Consider the following 16,794-nt stretch of genomic DNA (forward strand, 5'->3'; position numbering starts at 1 on the left):
ACGAATTTCTTGTTCGACTATTTACAATTATCAAACAAATCACTATAATAAACGTATAAGCCGTCTCCTGCCAGCTTGGCCGCTTGTGCAGACCGGACGGCCCCTGCCATCTGTCCGATAGCCCCGTTGCCTGACAGGCAGCGTTGGCAGCTTTTATGCATCGACCACAAAAAGAACTGTACGGCCTGACGGCATTTCCGCGCCGGAATGCCTTCTCAGTCCGTTCAAGCCGGTTCCGATCTTGCACGCTGTATAGGAACCGGCTTTTTGCATGTCAGGAAAGGGGGGAAACGAATGGCGGGAGCGCTTGATGGCGTGCGCGTCCTTGACTTGTCGCGCGTATTGGCGGGCCCGTATGCGACGATGATTTTAGGCGATTTAGGGGCCGATGTCATCAAAATCGAAGCGCCGGGCGGGTCGGACGACACCCGGTTTTGGGGGCCGCCGTTCCAAAATGGGATGAGCGCCTACTACACGGCCGTCAACCGCAACAAGCGAAGTGTAACCGTCGATCTAAAAACAGAACAAGGGCGGGAAACCGTTCGCCGTCTGGCGGAGACAGCCGATGTCGTCATCCACAATTTCAAAACCGGGACGATGGACAAATGGGGGCTTGACTATGAAGCGCTGTCCCGCCTCAACCCGCGCCTCATCTACTGCTCGATCACCGGGTTCGGCGAAACCGGTCCGCTCGCTTCGCTTCCCGGCTACGACTACATCATTCAGGCGATGAGCGGCTGGATGAGCATCAACGGCACCGCGGACACCGGCCCGCTCAAAGTGGGAGTGGCCGTCACCGACGTGTTTACAGGGTTGTATGCGGCCATCGCCGTCGAAGCGGCGCTTTTGGCTCGTGAAAAAACGGGGCGCGGACAAAAAATTGATTTATCGCTCTTTGACTGCGCTGTCAGTGCATTGGTGAATGTGGCGGCGAACTACTTAATGTCAGGTGACATTCCGCAGCCGCTCGGCAATGAACACCCGAACATCGTGCCATACTCAACGTACATGGCAAGCGACGGTCCGATCGTCATCGCCGTCGGCAATGACCGACAATTTCAAGCGCTTTGCTCGCTATTGTCCGACCGCTCGATCGGGTCTGACCCGCGTTTTCAGACAAACCCAGGCCGCGTCGCCCATCGGGACGAACTAAACCGGCGGCTGAATGAAGAAATCAAGCGGCGGACGCGCGCCGAATGGCAGCGCCTTCTCGCTGAAAAAGGGATCCCGTGCGGCCCGGTGCAAACGATGGACGAACTGTTCCGCCATCCGCAAACGGCGGCGCGCAAGATGACAGTCACGTTGCACCATCCAATCGTCGGTCCGTTAACGCTTGTCGCCAGCCCACTGAAACTGTCTGACACGGCGGTGTCTTATCGGCTGCCGCCCCCGCTGGCCGGCGAGCATAACGGCGAGGTCGAAGCTGGATGGCAAGGCAAACCGGCCGCTGAAAACGGTCCGTACGACAAAAACCAATGAATAAACCGTTGTTCTCCTCAACCGCTTCAGCGCCCGCTGAAACAAGGGAAACGAACGTTGACACGAAAACCATGAAAAACAAACAATTGCATAGGGGGATGGAAACGATGATGAACTTCGACTTTACACCGGAACAAGAAATGCTCCGGCAAACGGTGCGCAAATTCGTCGACAAAGAGATCATGCCGTATATCAAAGAATGGGATGAACGCGGCGAATTCGACCGCAACATTTTCAAACGGCTCGCCGAGCTCAATTTAATGGGAGTGTGCATCCCGGAAGAATACGGCGGCATGGGCATGGACTACAACTCGCTCGCCATCGTCTGCGAAGAGCTTGAGCGCGGCGATACAGCGTTTCGCACCGCCGTGTCGGTCCACACCGGGCTCAATAGCCTCACTCTTTTGCAATGGGGAACTGAGGAACAAAAACAAAAATACCTCATCCCGCAAGCCCGCGGGGAAAAAATCGGCGCGTTCGGCCTCACTGAACCAAACGCCGGCTCGGACGTCGCTTCGATCCAGACGACCGCTGTCCGCGATGGCGATGACTATATTTTAAACGGACAAAAAACGTGGATTTCCCTCGCTGATATCGCCGACCACTTCCTTGTGTTCGCCTATACGGACAAATCGAAAAAACATCGCGGTATTTCCGCCTTTATCGTCGAACGGACGATGCCCGGCTTTTCGTCGCGCCCGATCAAAGGGAAGCTTGGCATTCGTTCCGGAAACACTGGCGAGCTGTTTTTCGACAACGTCCGCGTCCCGAAAGAAAACTTGCTCGGGGAAGAAGGCGAAGGATTCAAAATCGCCATGTCCGCGCTTGACAACGGCCGTTTCACCGTCGCCGCCGGCGCCGTCGGCCTCATTATGGCGTGCTTGGAAGCCAGCGTCAAATACTGCCATGAACGAAAAACGTTCGGCAAAGAAATCGGCCGCCATCAGCTCGTCCAGCAAATGATCGCCCGTATGGAAGCCGGCCTGCAAATCAGCCGCCTGCTCGTGTACAAAGTCGGCTTTTTGAAAAACGAAGGCCGCCGCTGCACGCGGGAAACATCGCTCGCCAAATGGATCGCCTGCGATTACGCCAACAAAGCGGCTGACGATGCGGTCCAAATCCACGGCGCCTACGGCTACTCGAACGAATATCCGGTCGAGCGCTACTTGCGCAATTCGAAAGCGCCGGTCATTTACGAAGGAACACGGGAAATTCATACGATCATGCAGGCCGAATATGTGCTCGGTTACCGCCAAGACAAACCGTTGCGCAAAACGCTGCCGGCATGGCGGCCAGCTGAAAACTGAATCACGAACGAAATCATGGGGGGCCAAACCGCTGACCCGCACCAAAACGCCGCTGCCCCCCATCAACCGATGAGGGGGCAGCGGCTTATGGCTCTTTCTCCTCCATTTTGCAATATTGTTTGTACAAATCTTTCAGCGCCGCGCACAGAGCAGAATGGGCTTTCCCTAAATACCCTTCGTCAAGCTCCGCCAACAGCTCGTCAATGCCGTCGCGCAGTGAATGGCCGCGCAGCAGCCGGGCGACATAATCGCGCCCGTGTTCAGTAGCCAGTGTGCATGATGCCTCCACGATCACCCCGTACTTTTTATCAATTTCCGCCGTAATCGTCAGCGTATCGTAAAGGCTTTTGGCCGCCATTCCGGCCGGCAGCCGCGCATGGCCGGCGATAAACTGCGTTTTCATCCGCTTTCCCTCTTTCCTCGTCTTTCTTGTTGCTGTTATACCAACTATTATCTTGTTTCGCGGCGTACATCCATTTTCCCTGCCTCGTTTGGCAGGCAGCAAAAAAAGCCGCCCGCCAAGCAAACTCGGCAAGCGGCAAATCGTTGCTTTTTAGTGTTGCTGCATTGACGCAAGACGGCCTGCCTCCCAGTTCACCCACGCCCCGCTGTCTGGGTCAATCGAGGCGAGACGGAGCCAACCGTTTTGCACTTTGCGACGAAACTCTTCATTTCTGTCGAGCAGCTGCTCGATATAATAGGACGGCGCTTCGATGATGACAAGCAACCGAAGCGGAGCATGAAACAGTTCGCGATCGGACGCGGCGACCGACTGCCATGGCAAGCCGGCTAACAAGTCGCTCCCGTTCCCTTGCATGACGCCGATGCCGCCGGTCACCGTCTGGGTCGTTTTATCGCCGCTCCCGTAGTAGTGCGGTGCGACTGTTGAAGCGTAATATTGCAAGTTAATCCATTGTCCGACGGTCGCCGGCCCGGCGATAATGCCGGCGAGCGCCTCACCGGTCGGATCTTCGCGCCAATCGTAGCTATGCAAAAACACCCGGCCGTTTAAGTCCTTTCCTTTTGTCAACTTGCGGCGGCCGATCAAGAACGCAGCGTTCCGGGCCAATCCCCATTCTGGACGGATCTCGCTCCAATCAATGGCGCGCCGTTGCGCTTCCGCCACCGGATCGCGCGGCGTCTGTCCGACATGGGGGAGCTTTGCCATCCGCTCAGCGTTCGCACGGCGGCTCGCTTCGCCAAGCGCCTGCTTCAGCTGTCGAAACGCCGCCTCAGCCGCTGCGGGCAACGGCGGCACATCAAGCCAGCGGACTTCATCGACGGTCGTAATATGTTCCGCAGCGACAAACACCGTTTCATCCGGAATGTTGATCCCTTCAGCCGCCAGTCCAGCGCGCACTTCCGGCAAGTTGGCCAACGCGGCGAATACGCGGGCGTTGAACGCCCCGGCCGCACCGCCGCACGCCCCGCAATCGAGCGCCGAAGCGTACGGGTTGTTGGCCGTCTCGCTTTCATGGCCGCAAACAACCACAAGCGGAGCGAACGAAGACGTCAAGCCAATGTTGACGAGCAGCTGCTTCACGTATTGCACTTGTTCCTCGGTTGTAAAGCCGATCGGCAGTCCAGACGATTCATCCTTTCCATGGCGGTGGAGCGACAAGTCCGTCTTCGGCTTATGTTCGGCTGCCGCTTCCGCCTGGCGGACGACCCGGCCAGCCCAAGCCGGCGCGGCGCTGCGGGCGAAGGTATGAAGGCCGAGCCATGGTCCGCTCATTTCCGGAAGCAATAAGCCGGCCAACATATGCTGTTTGATCTTTTTAAACGTCTGGCCGACAAAGCGGAATGCATCGCGCCGGCGACGGTACGGACGCGCCGCTTCCAAAGCGGCGGTTTCGTTGATTTCATGCTGCGGCGCGACGATCGCCGGGCATGACGGGTGAGCGTCATCGCTGTCAAGTGCGCGCGTTTGAATCGGCAAGCCGAAAAAGCCGGCGCAGCCATACGTTTCAAACGGTCCGGCCGCTTCCAAATGGCGGCGGAACGGCTCGGAACGGACATCGATGCAAAACAATAGCTGCGCTGCCGCCTTCTTCGTCTCATCCATCGGCTGATGCGCCAATACCGCTTCTTTCAATTTCGCTTCATACGTATCTTCCCACGCTTCAAGCCAAAGATGACACCGGTCAATTCGCCAAAACCGATCGATAAACGCCAACCGGGCGCGCTGCTCTTTGCCGGACAGGTTCCGCCAGTCTTCCAGCGTCATCCCTCCCCAATGCAGCCAAGCGGCCAACAGTGAAAGAGCAGCACCGATGTCCGCATGATCCTCCCGTTCAAGCGGCAAATATGGCGCCACAAGCGTCCATTCAAGCGACAGACGGACCGCCAAATAGTCAATCAATCCCCGCAATTCGTCGCCCGTCCGGCGCGACTGCCATACAACCATGCCAGCCCAGCCGGGCAACGCCAACAAATGCGCCTCCAAGTAAGCGGCGGTCTCTTCCTCCTGTACGCCAAGCTTCATCAACGCTTGACGCAGCGCCTCTTCCCCGTCGTGCGGCCAATCGGCAAGCCGCTTCCGTTCCTCTTTCGAGAGCGCCGGGTCGGCGGCGATGAGCCGGCGCCATGCTCCGTAAAACCCCAGCTCACGATGTGGAAGCGCCCATGGCGCCGTGTTCGAACCATAAAACAGTTTGCACCATTTGACGGTTTGTTGGTCAAGGCGTTGGCTTACGCCGTGCAACGCGGCGCCCGCCGTCCGAACAGCCGCCGGACGCCATGCCGCCGCATGCGCCAGCTCCGCCAGTTCCGGCAGACGAAGCGCCTCGTTGGGCACCGTCTCATTCCAAAGGAGGGCGCGGCACATTCGCTCTGCTTCTTGGCGCCGCACCGGGAGCGGCTTGTTGTCAAGCCAACGCTGCAGCCGCCGCTCGACGAATACAAGGTCAATCTCCCCTTTTGCCATCGCCGCATGGAAAACCGTCATCGGCGGATACAAATCAATTCCATGCGCCTGCTGCAGGCGGTCGGCTGCGTCGGCAAACGTCTGCTCTTCAAGCCCCATCCACGGATGGCGGGCGATAAAGGCGGAAATCGGCCAAAGCGGCGCAACCGCCTTTGCCGCTTCGCTGACAAGCATAGCAAGCGGGCGGGCTTCTGCGCCGGTGGGCTTCGATTCCCCCGTTAGCCGTTCAAGCGGCATTGCACTTTTACTCATGAGCCATTCCCTCCTTCAGATAGGATGCCAAATAACGGGGATGCGCCTCCATAGCCGCTGGGCGCGGCTCCCCGAGATGAACGAGATGCATATACACCCGAACGGCAAGCGCCGATGTGCGCCGGTTTGCCAGCCAGGCAGCGGTCAATGCCGCCATCGCAAACAAGACGCCTACTGTCCATTCAAACGCGGCAGGCGGCACAAAAACCGTCGCTTCCCCCTGGCCGAGCAGCGTCAAAAACTGATGGCGCACCGTTTCCGAACCAAACGCCAACACAGCCACCGCCGCCAGGCCCATCCAGCGGCCTTCGCGGAAATCGGCTAGCCGTCCCCAAGCGACCGCCGCCGAGGCCCCAAGCAAAAGCGCGCTCAGCAGGCGGGCCGGTTCGTGCGGAGCCGCCTGCCAAAACGCCCACCCAAGCAGCACGCCGAGGATGATGCCGCCCGGCCACGAACTGCCTGTTTTTCGCAATCCTGCCCGACCGACTCGCGGCACGACGGACCCGGACTGCAAAAAGAGCGTCGCTTTAAACAACCCGTGCAGCACTAAATGCACTACTGCGGCCCCGTAAGCGCCCAGGGCGCATTGCACAAGCATGACACCCATTTGCGCCATCGTGGACGCGACCAGCTGGCGTTTATAGTCCGCCTGCACCAAACTAATGCCCATACCAATCAAAATCGAGCAAAAGGAGATCACAAACAATGCGATATGCGCCCCCGTCCCGCTAAAGAGCGGGGAAAAGCGCCAAAGCAACAGCCCGCCGGCATTGACGAGCCCCGCATGCATCACCGCCGACACCGGCGTCGGCGTCACGGCTGATTCCATCAGCCAACGATGGAACGGCCATTGTCCAGCCGGGATAATGGCGGCCAAAATAAGCAGTCCGTTCATCACCGCCTTCTCCCAGGCGTATAGGCGGGCAAGGCGCTCCGCCGACAGCGCAGAAGCAAGCTGCCATTCGCCGGCCGCCGTTCCGAGCCAGACGGCAGCGATGACGACGGCCAGCCAACTCAGGCTGAACACGACCGCCATTTGCCGGGCGACAAACTGCGCCGGCCTCCATTCTTTTTTCAATGCCGTTAACGCCACAAGGCCCATCAATGGAAGCCCCCAGCAGACAGCAACGAGGCGCATGTCGCCGCTTGCCCATGTCAGAGAAGCGGCCGACACCGTCCACGTCAACAAGGAAAAATAGCGCCGGTAAGCGCGGTCGCCATGCAAATAGCGAACGGCAAACCGTTGAATCGCCCAACTGAGAAGTGAAATATAGACGGCCACCAACCAACTGACCGCATCAAACCGCCACGGCCCGGCCTCTGCGTTGCCGGCGCCGATCCATCCGGCGGCAGCCGCCGCTCCCGGAAGAAGCAACAGCCAGACGTGCACATGCACATACCGCTCCGGCATGCGCGGATGCAGCCATGCGGCTGCGCTGATGAAAACGATGGCCACTGCGGCGAGCCATCCCCATATGAACCATTGTGCTGCCATCACATTCTCCTCCCCTCGTCCTTTGTCTTCGTTCGGGAGAAAAAAGAAAAAACCGGCTATGTCAATCAGGCAACGCGACCAAAAAGGCCGCACCATTGCCTATAGATTGCCCATAGCCGGTTTACCTTCAACCAATCGTGAGGCGATTGTTTGAAGATCTCCCGCTGTGCAACAGACACCGGTCGGTTTCCCTTCAACGAACCTAAACGACGTTTATGTAGGTTTTTTGAAGGACTCCCGACCTTATCGTTTCCATTTGATTCTATATTCACTATACAAAAGTTGTTTTAATTATACAACAACTTTGTCAACATTTCATCCATGAATTTATTTTGCAAGCTGCTTTTCTAAATCGTTGAACAGCTTGAAGACGATAATCCGCTCGCCCGTCCGGGTGCTTAAATCCGTATGGAAGCTCTTCACCTTCTCGCCGGTGATTTCAAAAATCATTTCTTTCAAGTCATCGACTCCAGACTCCACTAAACTCGTCCGCGACCGCTTCACCGATAACATTCCTTCTTTTGATTCGCAAAGCGCGTACTCGGCGGGCGTCAGGATGCCGTGCAACGAAACGATGATCATATCGCGCAAAATATCGGTTTTCACCGATACCGAACCGCGGCCAAGAAAATCTTTTTCCCATTTTGTCAATGCTTTGCTGATTTCCGATTCAATCGAACCTTTTGATTTGCCCATGCCTCGATCCCCCTTCAGCCAAACCGCGGCCTCCCCGCCGCCAGCCGTTTCATTGCACTGATAAACATAATTATAACGATAATCGAAAGGGGACGCTAGACAAAATCAACGGAAACGAAAAGCGAAAGCGGGTTCAATCCGCTTCCGCCCGCAATGGTTCAGCGTTGGCGGCAACGGAGCGTCCGCAGCCGATTGAGCGCCGCCGCCAGCTCGAATCGGCGCGGGCGGGCAAGTTCACCCGGATGCCCTTTTCGGAACGAAACGGAGCCCAAGCCTTGGCGATCCCATTGTTCTTCGATCGCATCGAGCAGTTGGCGGACGGTTTTCTTTCCGTCGAACCATCCTTTTCGTTCCATATACAGCAGCGCCGCGGCAATCGCCCGAGTTTGGCTGTCATCGACCAGCTGCTCAAGCGCATAAAGCAATAGATCGGTTTGCCCGTATTGAATGACGTGCCGTCCGCGCGCGACCGCTTTTTCTTTTTTTCCTTTTTGGCTGTTTAAACTCCCAGGCAGAGGAATGCGCTCATGAATGCAGCCGAACGACTCGCCGCCTTCCGCTTTCCGTCCCGACGGCATCTGCAAGGCGATTTGTTTTGCCTCTGCCGTCACATCAAACGGGACGTACTGCTCCATTTTGATCACGCAATCCGCGATATCCAAGTAATCCCCCAATCCGCCGACGACAAGAACGGTCGAAATGCCGTAATCGCGAAATAGTTGACGCGCCTTGTCGATATACGGCGTGATTGGTTCGGCATCTTTCGCCACAAGCGCCTGCATGCGTGCATCGCGGACGAGCAAATTCGTCGCGCTCGTATCTTCATCAATCAAAAACGCCGATGCCCCCGCTTCAATCATTTCGATCATGCTCGCGGCCTGTGAGGTGCTGCCGCTCGCGTTTTCCGTCGAAAACTGTTTCGTCTCTTTTCCATACGGCAGCGTGCCAATGAGCGGGGAAATGTCAACATTGGCGACGCTCCGGCCGTCTTCGGCGCGAATTTTCACCGCCCCGCTGTCTGTGATGACAAACTCCCGCCCGTCGCCGGCGACATGATCATACACGCCGTGCTCAAGCGCCTGCAGCAGCGTCGATTTGCCGTGGTAGCCGCCGCCGACAATCAGCGTAATCCCTTTGCGGATGCCCATGCCTTTGATCGGTTCAGCGCGATGCGGAACGGGGATCGCAATCTCCAGCTCTGGCGGACTTTGAAACGGCACCGCTCCACGTTGCAGCGGCTTGTCGCTCACTCCGCTCTCCCGCGGCAAAACCGCACCGTTCGCGACAAACGCCACCAATCCGTGTTCACGCAAATAGCGGCGAATGGCGTGCTGCTGATCGGCAAGCTCGACTGCCGCACGAATATCCTCCTCCCGAAGGCCGTACACCGCCCGCTCGATGACGGATGGAATTTGCTCGAAAAAGATGACCTCGGCTTCTTTCGCCAAAATGCGCCGTCCATTCGCCGGCAAACCGACCGACAAACAGACAGTGACCGTCTCGTCTGTCACTTGCACTGCTGTCCGCTCGAGCACCTTCTGCTCCGGGGCATCGATCAAGACGAGTCCGCTTTTTCCCGATCCACGCGCCCGCAGCGGCCATTGCCGCAATTCACGATGGACGCGGCGCGCGAGCACGTCTTCGCAGCGAACGCGGCGCGGTTTCGTATTCGTCCACTCCGCTGCCAACGCCGTTTTCGCCCGCGGCATGATCACGCGGACCTTGGACGGCTCAGCGAACGGATCGCCTTGCACGTGGTCAATCGCGAGCGTAAACAGTGGAAACGAATACGTCCCTTCGATCGTTTTATACGCTTTATATCCCTTTTGATCAATGGATCGCAGCCGTTGTCTGAGCGTTTCCATGAAACCAGCTCCTTTTCCTCTTCATTCGTTTCCTCAACATACCCGAGTATGGCAAGACAACCTATATTGCCATTTTGAACTGTTCACTCATTGCATTGCAACAACGATCCAATCTCCGTTTCCGACACAGGTTGCCTCCAAAAATACCCTTGCCCTCCGTTGCACCCCATTTCCTTTAATATTTGAATTTGCTTCTCATTTTCAATTCCTTCTGCAACGACATCGATCGACAATTGATGAGCCATCGTGATCACAGCAGCCACAATGGCTTGGTCATCAGCGGATTGCGGTAAGTTTTTGATAAACGAACGATCGATTTTTAAACGGTCCACTTTTAACTTCTTTATATATCCTAATGAACTATATCCTACGCCAAAATCATCAATCGCCAGTTTAACGCCTGCCTCTTTTAACTGGCTTATGTTTTCGTACACGACCGCACTATCTTGCATCATAATATGTTCAGTCACTTCAAATTCCCATCGACATGGATCATCTCCATTGCTTTCAATAATGGAAAGGAGCCGTTTAGCCATGCCTGGTATTTGGAAATGGGAAGCAGACAGGTTGATGGATAAATCCGCTTCGACCCCCCCTCTTTGTTTCCACATTTTCCTGTGCCGGCATGCCGTAGACAGCACCCACTCATCGAGTTTTGGCATCAATCCTATTTTTTCAGCTAAAGGAATAAACTGATCCGGGCGGATCCATCCAAGCTCTGAATTATACCAACGAATCAGCGCTTCTAGGCGAATCAGTTCCCCAGTGAACAAATCGTACTGCGGCTGATAATACAGAATAAATTCATCTCTTTCGATAGCACGATGCAAATGGCTTTCTAATATCGTTTCCCTAATTAAGCGCTGATTGATCGTTCGATGATAAAATTGATAAAATTTTCCTTCCTCTTTCGCATGATACAGGGCCATGTCCGCATGGCCGAGCAACGTGTTTAAATCTTCTCCATCAAAAGGAAAAACGCTGATTCCGATATTGGCGGAGAGAATAAACTCTCTTCCTTCAATCTCCAATGGTCGGGCCAACATTTGTTGGATTGTCCGCACATACGCAAGGATAGACTGATAATTCACCCGCGGCGCCACAGCGACAAACTCATCACCGCCCACGCGAGTCAAAAACAGCTTTTGATCTAATACTGTTCGAAAACGAGCAGCCATTTGTTTCAACACTTCGTCTCCCACCGAATGCCCCAATGAATCATTAATGTTTTTAAACCGCGCTAAATCAATAAAATAAACGGCCAGCAGTCGTTCCTCCTCTTTCGTCTCTTTCAGCAATTTAGAAAACTGCTCTCTTAAAAAACGGCGATTGGGAAGGCCCGTCAAATCATCATGGTTGGCCATATATTTGATTTGCTCTTCATACTGTTTCAAACGGGTAATATCCGTTCGAATCGACACGTATTGATACGGCTTTCCTCGTTCATCCAAAAAGGGGACAATGGTAGACTGAACCCAGTAGTAACTCCCGTCTTTCGCTTTATTTTTGATCTCTCCCCTCCATATCTTCCCTGTCCCGATGGTTTTCCACATATGTTTAAAAAATTCTCGGCTATGGTATCCTGAATTGACAATGCGATGGGTGTTTCCAATCAGTTCCTCACGGCTATATTGTGAGATGCGGCAGAAAGCCTCATTCACATATGTAATTTTTCCCGTCTGGTCGGTAATCACAACAATCGTCGATTCATCCAACGCTTTTTGAATTGACTCTAATTTTCTTAATGTATGTTGCAGTTTGGATTCTAGATCTTTCAACTCTTCCGGAAGAGAAGGCATACCATTCACCTCATTGTACTTTGAATTCTTATGCTCCAAATTTTAATGATAACGTATGACCATTTCAATGGCATAGCGCTGAAATACATCATCGTCCTAAATTGTGTTGCATGAAACGCTTCTGTTTGAAAACATTGCTTTCCAATCGCTGACGCGATGCCGCACAGAAAGGATTCGATTGTGCACTGGGGAATAGGCAACATCATCAAAGGCAGACATCCATCGAGTAGGAGAGGGCGGCTAACCATAGCCATCAAGTTAAGAAATTGATCTTTTTTCAGCGCCAAAAACATGGTATCCTTTCTAACGAAAATCAGCGTTGGAAAGGATTATTTTTTTGGGGATATGGTAGTGTGGGTTATGGATATAAATGCCAAACAACCCTCTTCTTGAGGGTTGTTTGGCATTGCCCAGCATTTGGTTTTCTCTTCATCCTTTGATTGATTTTTCGAACATGCGTATCATCCTAAAAAATTTTATACCGCTAACTTGACGGGTATGGCCGTAAAGCCCTCCTTCATCACGTCCCGCAAAACGTCCGATACGGGCGGTCGGACGGCGGCGGCAGTTCCGCGTATTTCTCTTGCTCCGGCGAGTAGGCGTACGGGTCGGAAAGAGCTTGAAGGAGACGATTCATCACGCTGTAATCGCCGCCGTTGACCGCGGCGGCCAACGCCTCTTCAACCCGATGGTTGCGCGGAATGACCGCCGGATTATGGCGGCGCATCCGTTCATACGCCTCTTCCCGCGAGACCGATTCTTGGCTGAGCCTTGTTTGCCAGCGCTCGTGCCACTCGCGAAACTCGGAAGCATCAAAGAGCGTCATTCCCGTATACTCGCCTAACGTCAACGCCCGGAACGTGTTCGTATAATCAGCGCGATGCAGCTCCATCAGCCGCAATAAATCCGCAATCAGCTCCTGATCCCCTTCCTGCTCCTCGGCAAGGCCGAGCTTCGCCCGCATTCCGGAAAGCCAATGGCGATGGTACTGCTTCGGATACTCATCAAGCGCCTCTTGAGCAAGCGCAATCGCTTTGTCTTCATCGGCATCGAACAGCGGCAACAAGCTTTCCGCAAACCTTGCCAAATTCCAGCCCCCGATATACGGCTGGTTTCCGTATGCATACCGTCCTTGCGTATCAATCGAGCTGAACACCGTCGCGGGGTCATACGCATCCATGAATGCACACGGCCCGTAGTCGATCGTTTCCCCGCTGATCGTCATATTGTCGGTGTTCATCACCCCGTGGACGAACCCGACAAGCTGCCATTTCGCGACCAATGCCGCTTGCCGTTCGATCACTTGTTCAAGCAAAAACAAATAGCGGTTCTCAGCTTCCTCAAAACCGGGAAAATGGCGCCAGAGCGCGTAGTCAGCCAGCGCGCGCAGCTCCTCGGCCGTTCCCCATTGCGCCGCGTATTGGAACGTCCCGACGCGCAAATGGCTTGAGGCGACGCGGGCCAACATCGCCCCAGGCAATTCCGTCTCCCTCACAATCGTCTCTCCCGTTGTGACGACCGCCAGACTTCGCGTCGTCGGGATGCCAAGCGCGTGCATCGCCTCACTCACGATGTACTCCCGCAGCATCGGTCCCAGCGCCGCCCGTCCGTCGCCGCCGCGCGAATACGGCGTCCGGCCCGAACCTTTCAGCTGAATGTCCACCCGCTCCCCGCTTGGCGTGATGTGCTCGCCAAGCAGCACCGCCCGTCCATCGCCAAGCATCGTAAAGTACCCGAACTGATGCCCCGCATACGCCTGCGCCAGCGGCTCCGCCCCGTTCGGAATTTGGTTTCCGGCGAACACCGCCACTCCCTCTTCGCTTCGCAACGCTTCCTCATTCAACCCAAGCTCCGCGGCCAGCGGACGATTCAACACCGCGAGCTTCGGCGCGCGCACCGGCGTGGGGAGAACACGGCTGAAAAAGCGCTCCGGCAGCCTTGCATAACTGTTGTCGAACTTCCATCCTGCGTCCAACATCGTCATCTCCTTTGCGGCCAACGCCTGTTCTTTTACGTTTTATTGTACAGCAAGACAGCCGGCATCATAAATCGAAAACGTGCTGTCTTCAACCAAAACCGCTTGCCTTCCTTCGACGAAAACCACCATCTTTTCTCTTTCCTTCCCGTTCCGTTTCTCCTATAATGGCCATAAGGAGGTGAAACAAATGGAAGAGAACACGATCATTCAAGCCGTGCTCCACGCGCTCGAACAACATTCCGACAAAATCAGCTCGAAAATGCAGGAAATGGAGCAACGACTGCATCATGAAATGCAAACGATGGAACAGCGACTTCACCATGAAATGCAAACAATGGAGCAACGACTCCGCGGCGAGATGCAGGAAATGGGACAACAGCTGCGCAATGAGATGCAAGAAATGGGGCAACAACTCCGCAGCGAGATGCAAGAAATGGGGCAGCAGCTGCGGTCGGAAATCCACGCTGTTGAAACTCGGCTTGAGGCCAAAATCGACGCCCTTCGCGAAGAAATGCATCAGATAAACCAACAACTGAATGAGCGAATCGACCGCTTAGAAGAAGAACTGACAGACACGCAAACCTCGGTCGAAGTGTTGACCACGAAGGTGCTCCATCACGACCGAAAACTTCGCCAATTGGCCAAGCAAGCGTAACTCCTCTTTCGCCGATCAACCCAAATGTCCCGATCCACCGCAAACGAAAACCGCTCCCGTTTTATCATTCTTCTTGGTCTTCGCTTTACGCCGAGCAAACGGAGCGGTTTTCACGTTCACAGAGCAGCTATTCCTGATCCAAAAATGAATCGCGTTCGACCTCGCACATTCTCCATGCACCGCGCTTGCGCCGCCACCTCCGCCTGCTTGCTTCGTTTTTCCGCCATCTGTTCGGCTTCGCGATGTTCGCGGGCAAATTGCTCTTTCAGCGCATACTGGCGCTCAAGCAGCTGCCGCACCCGCTCGACTTCCTGTTCACATTGGCGCAAATAGTGATTGAGAAGCGCGATCGGGTTTTTCTTTTCTTTTTCGTCAAGCCATTCATGAACATCGGCTTCAATGATCGTTTTCAAGCGAGAGAATACACTCACCGTTGATCCGCTCCCTTTCCATCATTTAATAATGCTTCTGCAGCTCCGCCCATTGTTTTTCAAAGTTGACAAACGGGTCGTCTGCTTCTGGAACGATGCGCTCATCTTTCACTCCGTTCCATTTCCGATACACAACATACAGCACATACGCCGCGACAAGCGCGATAAGCGCCGGCACATTCCAAGCGCTGGCCACCAACGCCGCACAGCCAATGAGCGCCCACACCACTTTCCCGAATGTCGACGGGGCTTTCAACCATTTCTTGAACGCATAGTACAGCACCGCCAGCGTGATTGCCAACCCGACAAGCGGTCCAAGATGAAACAGCAGCACAAACAACGCCACCGCGCCAGCAACGAACAGCCCGATCTTTTTTGCCAATCCTTTCGCCTCCTTTCGTTTTCCATCATACTGCGGACAATCCGTTTCCCATCATGTTCCATAGATATATTTTGTCTACGACTGGAGGCGTATTTTTCGTTTCACGAGGCCTTAAAAAATAAAACTGACAGCCATGTTGACATGACTGCCAGTTTCAGAAACAATTCCATCCCTTTAGAAGTGTTGATCATCCCTTGTTGTTGGATCACTGATGCGATTGTCAGCCTCCGGAATGGCATCATACAGCGCCGGGTCAATATCATGAATGGAGCCGTCAGCCATGGCTTTGAACACCTCGTAGAGCGGTGTTGTAACCGTTTGCCTTAACATGCCGGACTGTTTTTGTCCTAGCGTTTGCGATTGTCCTTTGATTTCAATCAACATAATAGCGGTGTCGTTCAATGCAAACGCCCCGAGGGCCGTGCCAGGCAAGTTTACGTCAGGATACTTTTGCACCGCTCCGAAATGTGACTGGCCTCTTTGAAGTGATTGTGCAGCCAAGGCATTGACTTGCTTGCTAAGTGTCAAGACATCTTCATCCACCTCATAATGTTTTCCTGTAAACGGATCTGTATATGGATCCGCGACAACGGCGGCCAGCTGTACGGGAACGGAGCGGTTGTCATCATCGGAAACAGTGTTAAATCCCCGATGGTGAAGATCGATGTATACGTCTGGCTTGAATTGTTGAAACACACTTGTCACCGTTCTCGCCTCCGCCGTAACGTAAAAACCGCCATATAAGCTGTTATTCGTTTCTTTGTTATTTAAAAACGCCGCAACATCACTTGGATGATAATCCTCTATCCGAAAGTTCAAGTTCGGGTTATAATCCCGATTTTGGTCATAACCAGGGATGCCATAATAGACGCGGCCGTCATTATTTTGAGCTCTCTCGCTCCCGTCCGCCCTATAATACCACGGGGCAGCTGTGTCCTCCGAAAGCCCTAGCTTCTCCGGTTCCCACGTCTGGTGTGTATAACGGGTCGGATACCATTTTCCTTCATACGTATTATCGGCCCCTTCAGGGTTAATGCGTGGCATAATCCAAATCGATACCTTCTTTAAAATGTTTTGAACTTCCTGGTCATTGGAAGACAGCTTTCTCATAATATCAATGGCTGCTTCGGCGCCGATTTGCTCATTTCCGTGAATTTGGGCTGTAATGAATATACGTTTCTTATTCGGGTCGGCGTCTCCAAACTTCACTAAGTAAAGAGGATAGCCTTTATCCTCGGCCGTCTTGTATCCATCAGGCGCCCAGTTTGAATACCCGGCGATTTCAACCTTCATCTTTCCTTGGGAAGCAGCTTCCAGCTTCTGAAGGGTAGCCGCCAATTCCTCATTAGACATAAAGCTTGATAACGAAATATTTTGGCTATCTTCGACATACGGGCCGTTCGGTCTTGACTGCGGATCCGCAAAAACGGGGGAGGACAATCCAAGCGTAAGCGCCAAAGCAGTTGGCCATATAAGTTTTGGGCGTTTTCCTTTCATGAGCGTATCCCCTTTCAATTTAAAAAAAAGTG

The 16,794-nt window shown here is 54.2% G+C and carries 12 protein-coding genes and 1 pseudogene; 3 read left to right on the forward strand and 10 right to left on the reverse strand.

All coding sequences use genetic code 11. The annotated features are described in order from the left end of the window. Positions 1-294: 294 nt before the first annotated feature. Positions 295-1,479 carry a CaiB/BaiF CoA transferase family protein gene (locus CV944_RS09285; RefSeq protein WP_100664096.1) on the forward strand — a complete coding sequence of 395 codons (1,185 nt, stop codon included), beginning with the start codon at positions 295-297 and terminating at the stop codon, positions 1,477-1,479. Between the two features lie 107 nt (positions 1,480-1,586). Beyond that, positions 1,587-2,786 (forward strand): acyl-CoA dehydrogenase family protein, encoded by a 1,200-nt coding sequence (locus tag CV944_RS09290; RefSeq protein ID WP_033005485.1) that lies wholly within the window; start codon positions 1,587-1,589, stop codon positions 2,784-2,786. A gap of 85 nt (positions 2,787-2,871) precedes the next feature. Here the strand turns inward: CV944_RS09290 and CV944_RS09295 are convergent, their stop codons facing one another. From CV944_RS09295 to CV944_RS09330, 7 genes are all read right to left on the reverse strand, one after another. After that, positions 2,872-3,189, reverse strand: coding sequence for a DUF3870 domain-containing protein (locus CV944_RS09295; RefSeq protein WP_033005473.1), 318 nt, complete (start codon positions 3,187-3,189; stop codon positions 2,872-2,874). A gap of 150 nt (positions 3,190-3,339) precedes the next feature. Next, positions 3,340-5,964 (reverse strand): DUF2309 domain-containing protein, encoded by a 2,625-nt coding sequence (locus CV944_RS09300; protein ID WP_100664097.1) that lies wholly within the window; start codon positions 5,962-5,964, stop codon positions 3,340-3,342. Next, positions 5,957-7,459, reverse strand: coding sequence for an NADH dehydrogenase subunit 5 (locus CV944_RS09305; protein WP_100664098.1), 1,503 nt, complete (start codon positions 7,457-7,459; stop codon positions 5,957-5,959). Before CV944_RS09305 ends, CV944_RS09300 begins: the two co-directional genes overlap by 8 nt. Before the next feature lie 327 nt (positions 7,460-7,786). Further along, positions 7,787-8,155, reverse strand: a complete 369-nt coding sequence (locus tag CV944_RS09310; RefSeq protein ID WP_020754892.1) for a Na-translocating system protein MpsC family protein — start codon at positions 8,153-8,155, stop codon at positions 7,787-7,789. 158 nt (positions 8,156-8,313) lie between these two features. Then, entirely contained in the window at positions 8,314-10,020 is a 1,707-nt protein-coding gene (locus tag CV944_RS09315) for an ABC-ATPase domain-containing protein (protein WP_100664099.1), read from the reverse strand. Positions 10,021-10,103: 83 nt separating this feature from the next. Continuing rightward, positions 10,104-11,819 carry a putative bifunctional diguanylate cyclase/phosphodiesterase gene (locus tag CV944_RS09320; protein ID WP_100664100.1) on the reverse strand — a complete coding sequence of 572 codons (1,716 nt, stop codon included), beginning with the start codon at positions 11,817-11,819 and terminating at the stop codon, positions 10,104-10,106. A gap of 520 nt (positions 11,820-12,339) precedes the next feature. After that, positions 12,340-13,797, reverse strand: a complete 1,458-nt coding sequence (locus CV944_RS09330) for a protein adenylyltransferase SelO (RefSeq protein ID WP_100664101.1) — start codon at positions 13,795-13,797, stop codon at positions 12,340-12,342. 187 nt (positions 13,798-13,984) lie between these two features. Here CV944_RS09330 and CV944_RS09335 point away from each other — a divergent pair, with 187 nt between their 5' ends. Then, on the forward strand, positions 13,985-14,452 hold the full coding sequence (locus CV944_RS09335) for a DUF1640 domain-containing protein (RefSeq protein WP_100664102.1): 468 nt from the start codon (positions 13,985-13,987) through the stop codon (positions 14,450-14,452). A gap of 170 nt (positions 14,453-14,622) precedes the next feature. On the opposite strand, the pseudogene CV944_RS09340 reads toward CV944_RS09335, so the two are convergent. The 3 genes and pseudogenes from CV944_RS09340 to CV944_RS09350 form a co-directional block, all read right to left on the reverse strand. Continuing rightward, positions 14,623-14,883: pseudogene (locus CV944_RS09340) on the reverse strand (PspA/IM30 family protein); the annotation flags it as partial. 25 nt (positions 14,884-14,908) lie between these two features. Beyond that, a complete protein-coding gene (locus CV944_RS09345) occupies positions 14,909-15,265 on the reverse strand; it encodes a lmo0954 family membrane protein (protein WP_063330001.1) in 357 nt (118 codons plus the stop codon). A 174-nt stretch (positions 15,266-15,439) separates the two neighbouring features. After that, positions 15,440-16,762, reverse strand: a complete 1,323-nt coding sequence (locus CV944_RS09350; protein ID WP_015373945.1) for a M14 family zinc carboxypeptidase — start codon at positions 16,760-16,762, stop codon at positions 15,440-15,442. Between the last annotated feature and the right edge of the window lie 32 nt (positions 16,763-16,794).

This window comes from Geobacillus sp. WSUCF-018B, from assembly GCF_002809985.1.
Classification (GTDB): Bacteria; Bacillota; Bacilli; order Bacillales; family Anoxybacillaceae; genus Geobacillus; species Geobacillus thermophilus.

Excerpts from the sequence above, each read along its gene's own strand:
- CV944_RS09285 (WP_100664096.1), top strand. The coding sequence starts at position 295 with ATGGCGGGAGCGCTTGATGGCGTGCGCGTCCTTGACTTGTCGCGCGTA.
- CV944_RS09290 (WP_033005485.1), top strand. The coding sequence starts at position 1,587 with ATGATGAACTTCGACTTTACACCGGAACAAGAAATGCTCCGGCAAACG.
- CV944_RS09295 (WP_033005473.1), bottom strand. The coding sequence starts at position 3,189 with ATGAAAACGCAGTTTATCGCCGGCCATGCGCGGCTGCCGGCCGGAATG.
- CV944_RS09300 (WP_100664097.1), bottom strand. The coding sequence starts at position 5,964 with ATGAGTAAAAGTGCAATGCCGCTTGAACGGCTAACGGGGGAATCGAAG.
- CV944_RS09305 (WP_100664098.1), bottom strand. The coding sequence starts at position 7,459 with ATGGCAGCACAATGGTTCATATGGGGATGGCTCGCCGCAGTGGCCATC.
- CV944_RS09310 (WP_020754892.1), bottom strand. The coding sequence starts at position 8,155 with ATGGGCAAATCAAAAGGTTCGATTGAATCGGAAATCAGCAAAGCATTG.
- CV944_RS09315 (WP_100664099.1), bottom strand. The coding sequence starts at position 10,020 with ATGGAAACGCTCAGACAACGGCTGCGATCCATTGATCAAAAGGGATAT.
- CV944_RS09320 (WP_100664100.1), bottom strand. The coding sequence starts at position 11,819 with ATGCCTTCTCTTCCGGAAGAGTTGAAAGATCTAGAATCCAAACTGCAA.
- CV944_RS09330 (WP_100664101.1), bottom strand. The coding sequence starts at position 13,797 with ATGTTGGACGCAGGATGGAAGTTCGACAACAGTTATGCAAGGCTGCCG.
- CV944_RS09335 (WP_100664102.1), top strand. The coding sequence starts at position 13,985 with ATGGAAGAGAACACGATCATTCAAGCCGTGCTCCACGCGCTCGAACAA.
- CV944_RS09350 (WP_015373945.1), bottom strand. The coding sequence starts at position 16,762 with ATGAAAGGAAAACGCCCAAAACTTATATGGCCAACTGCTTTGGCGCTT.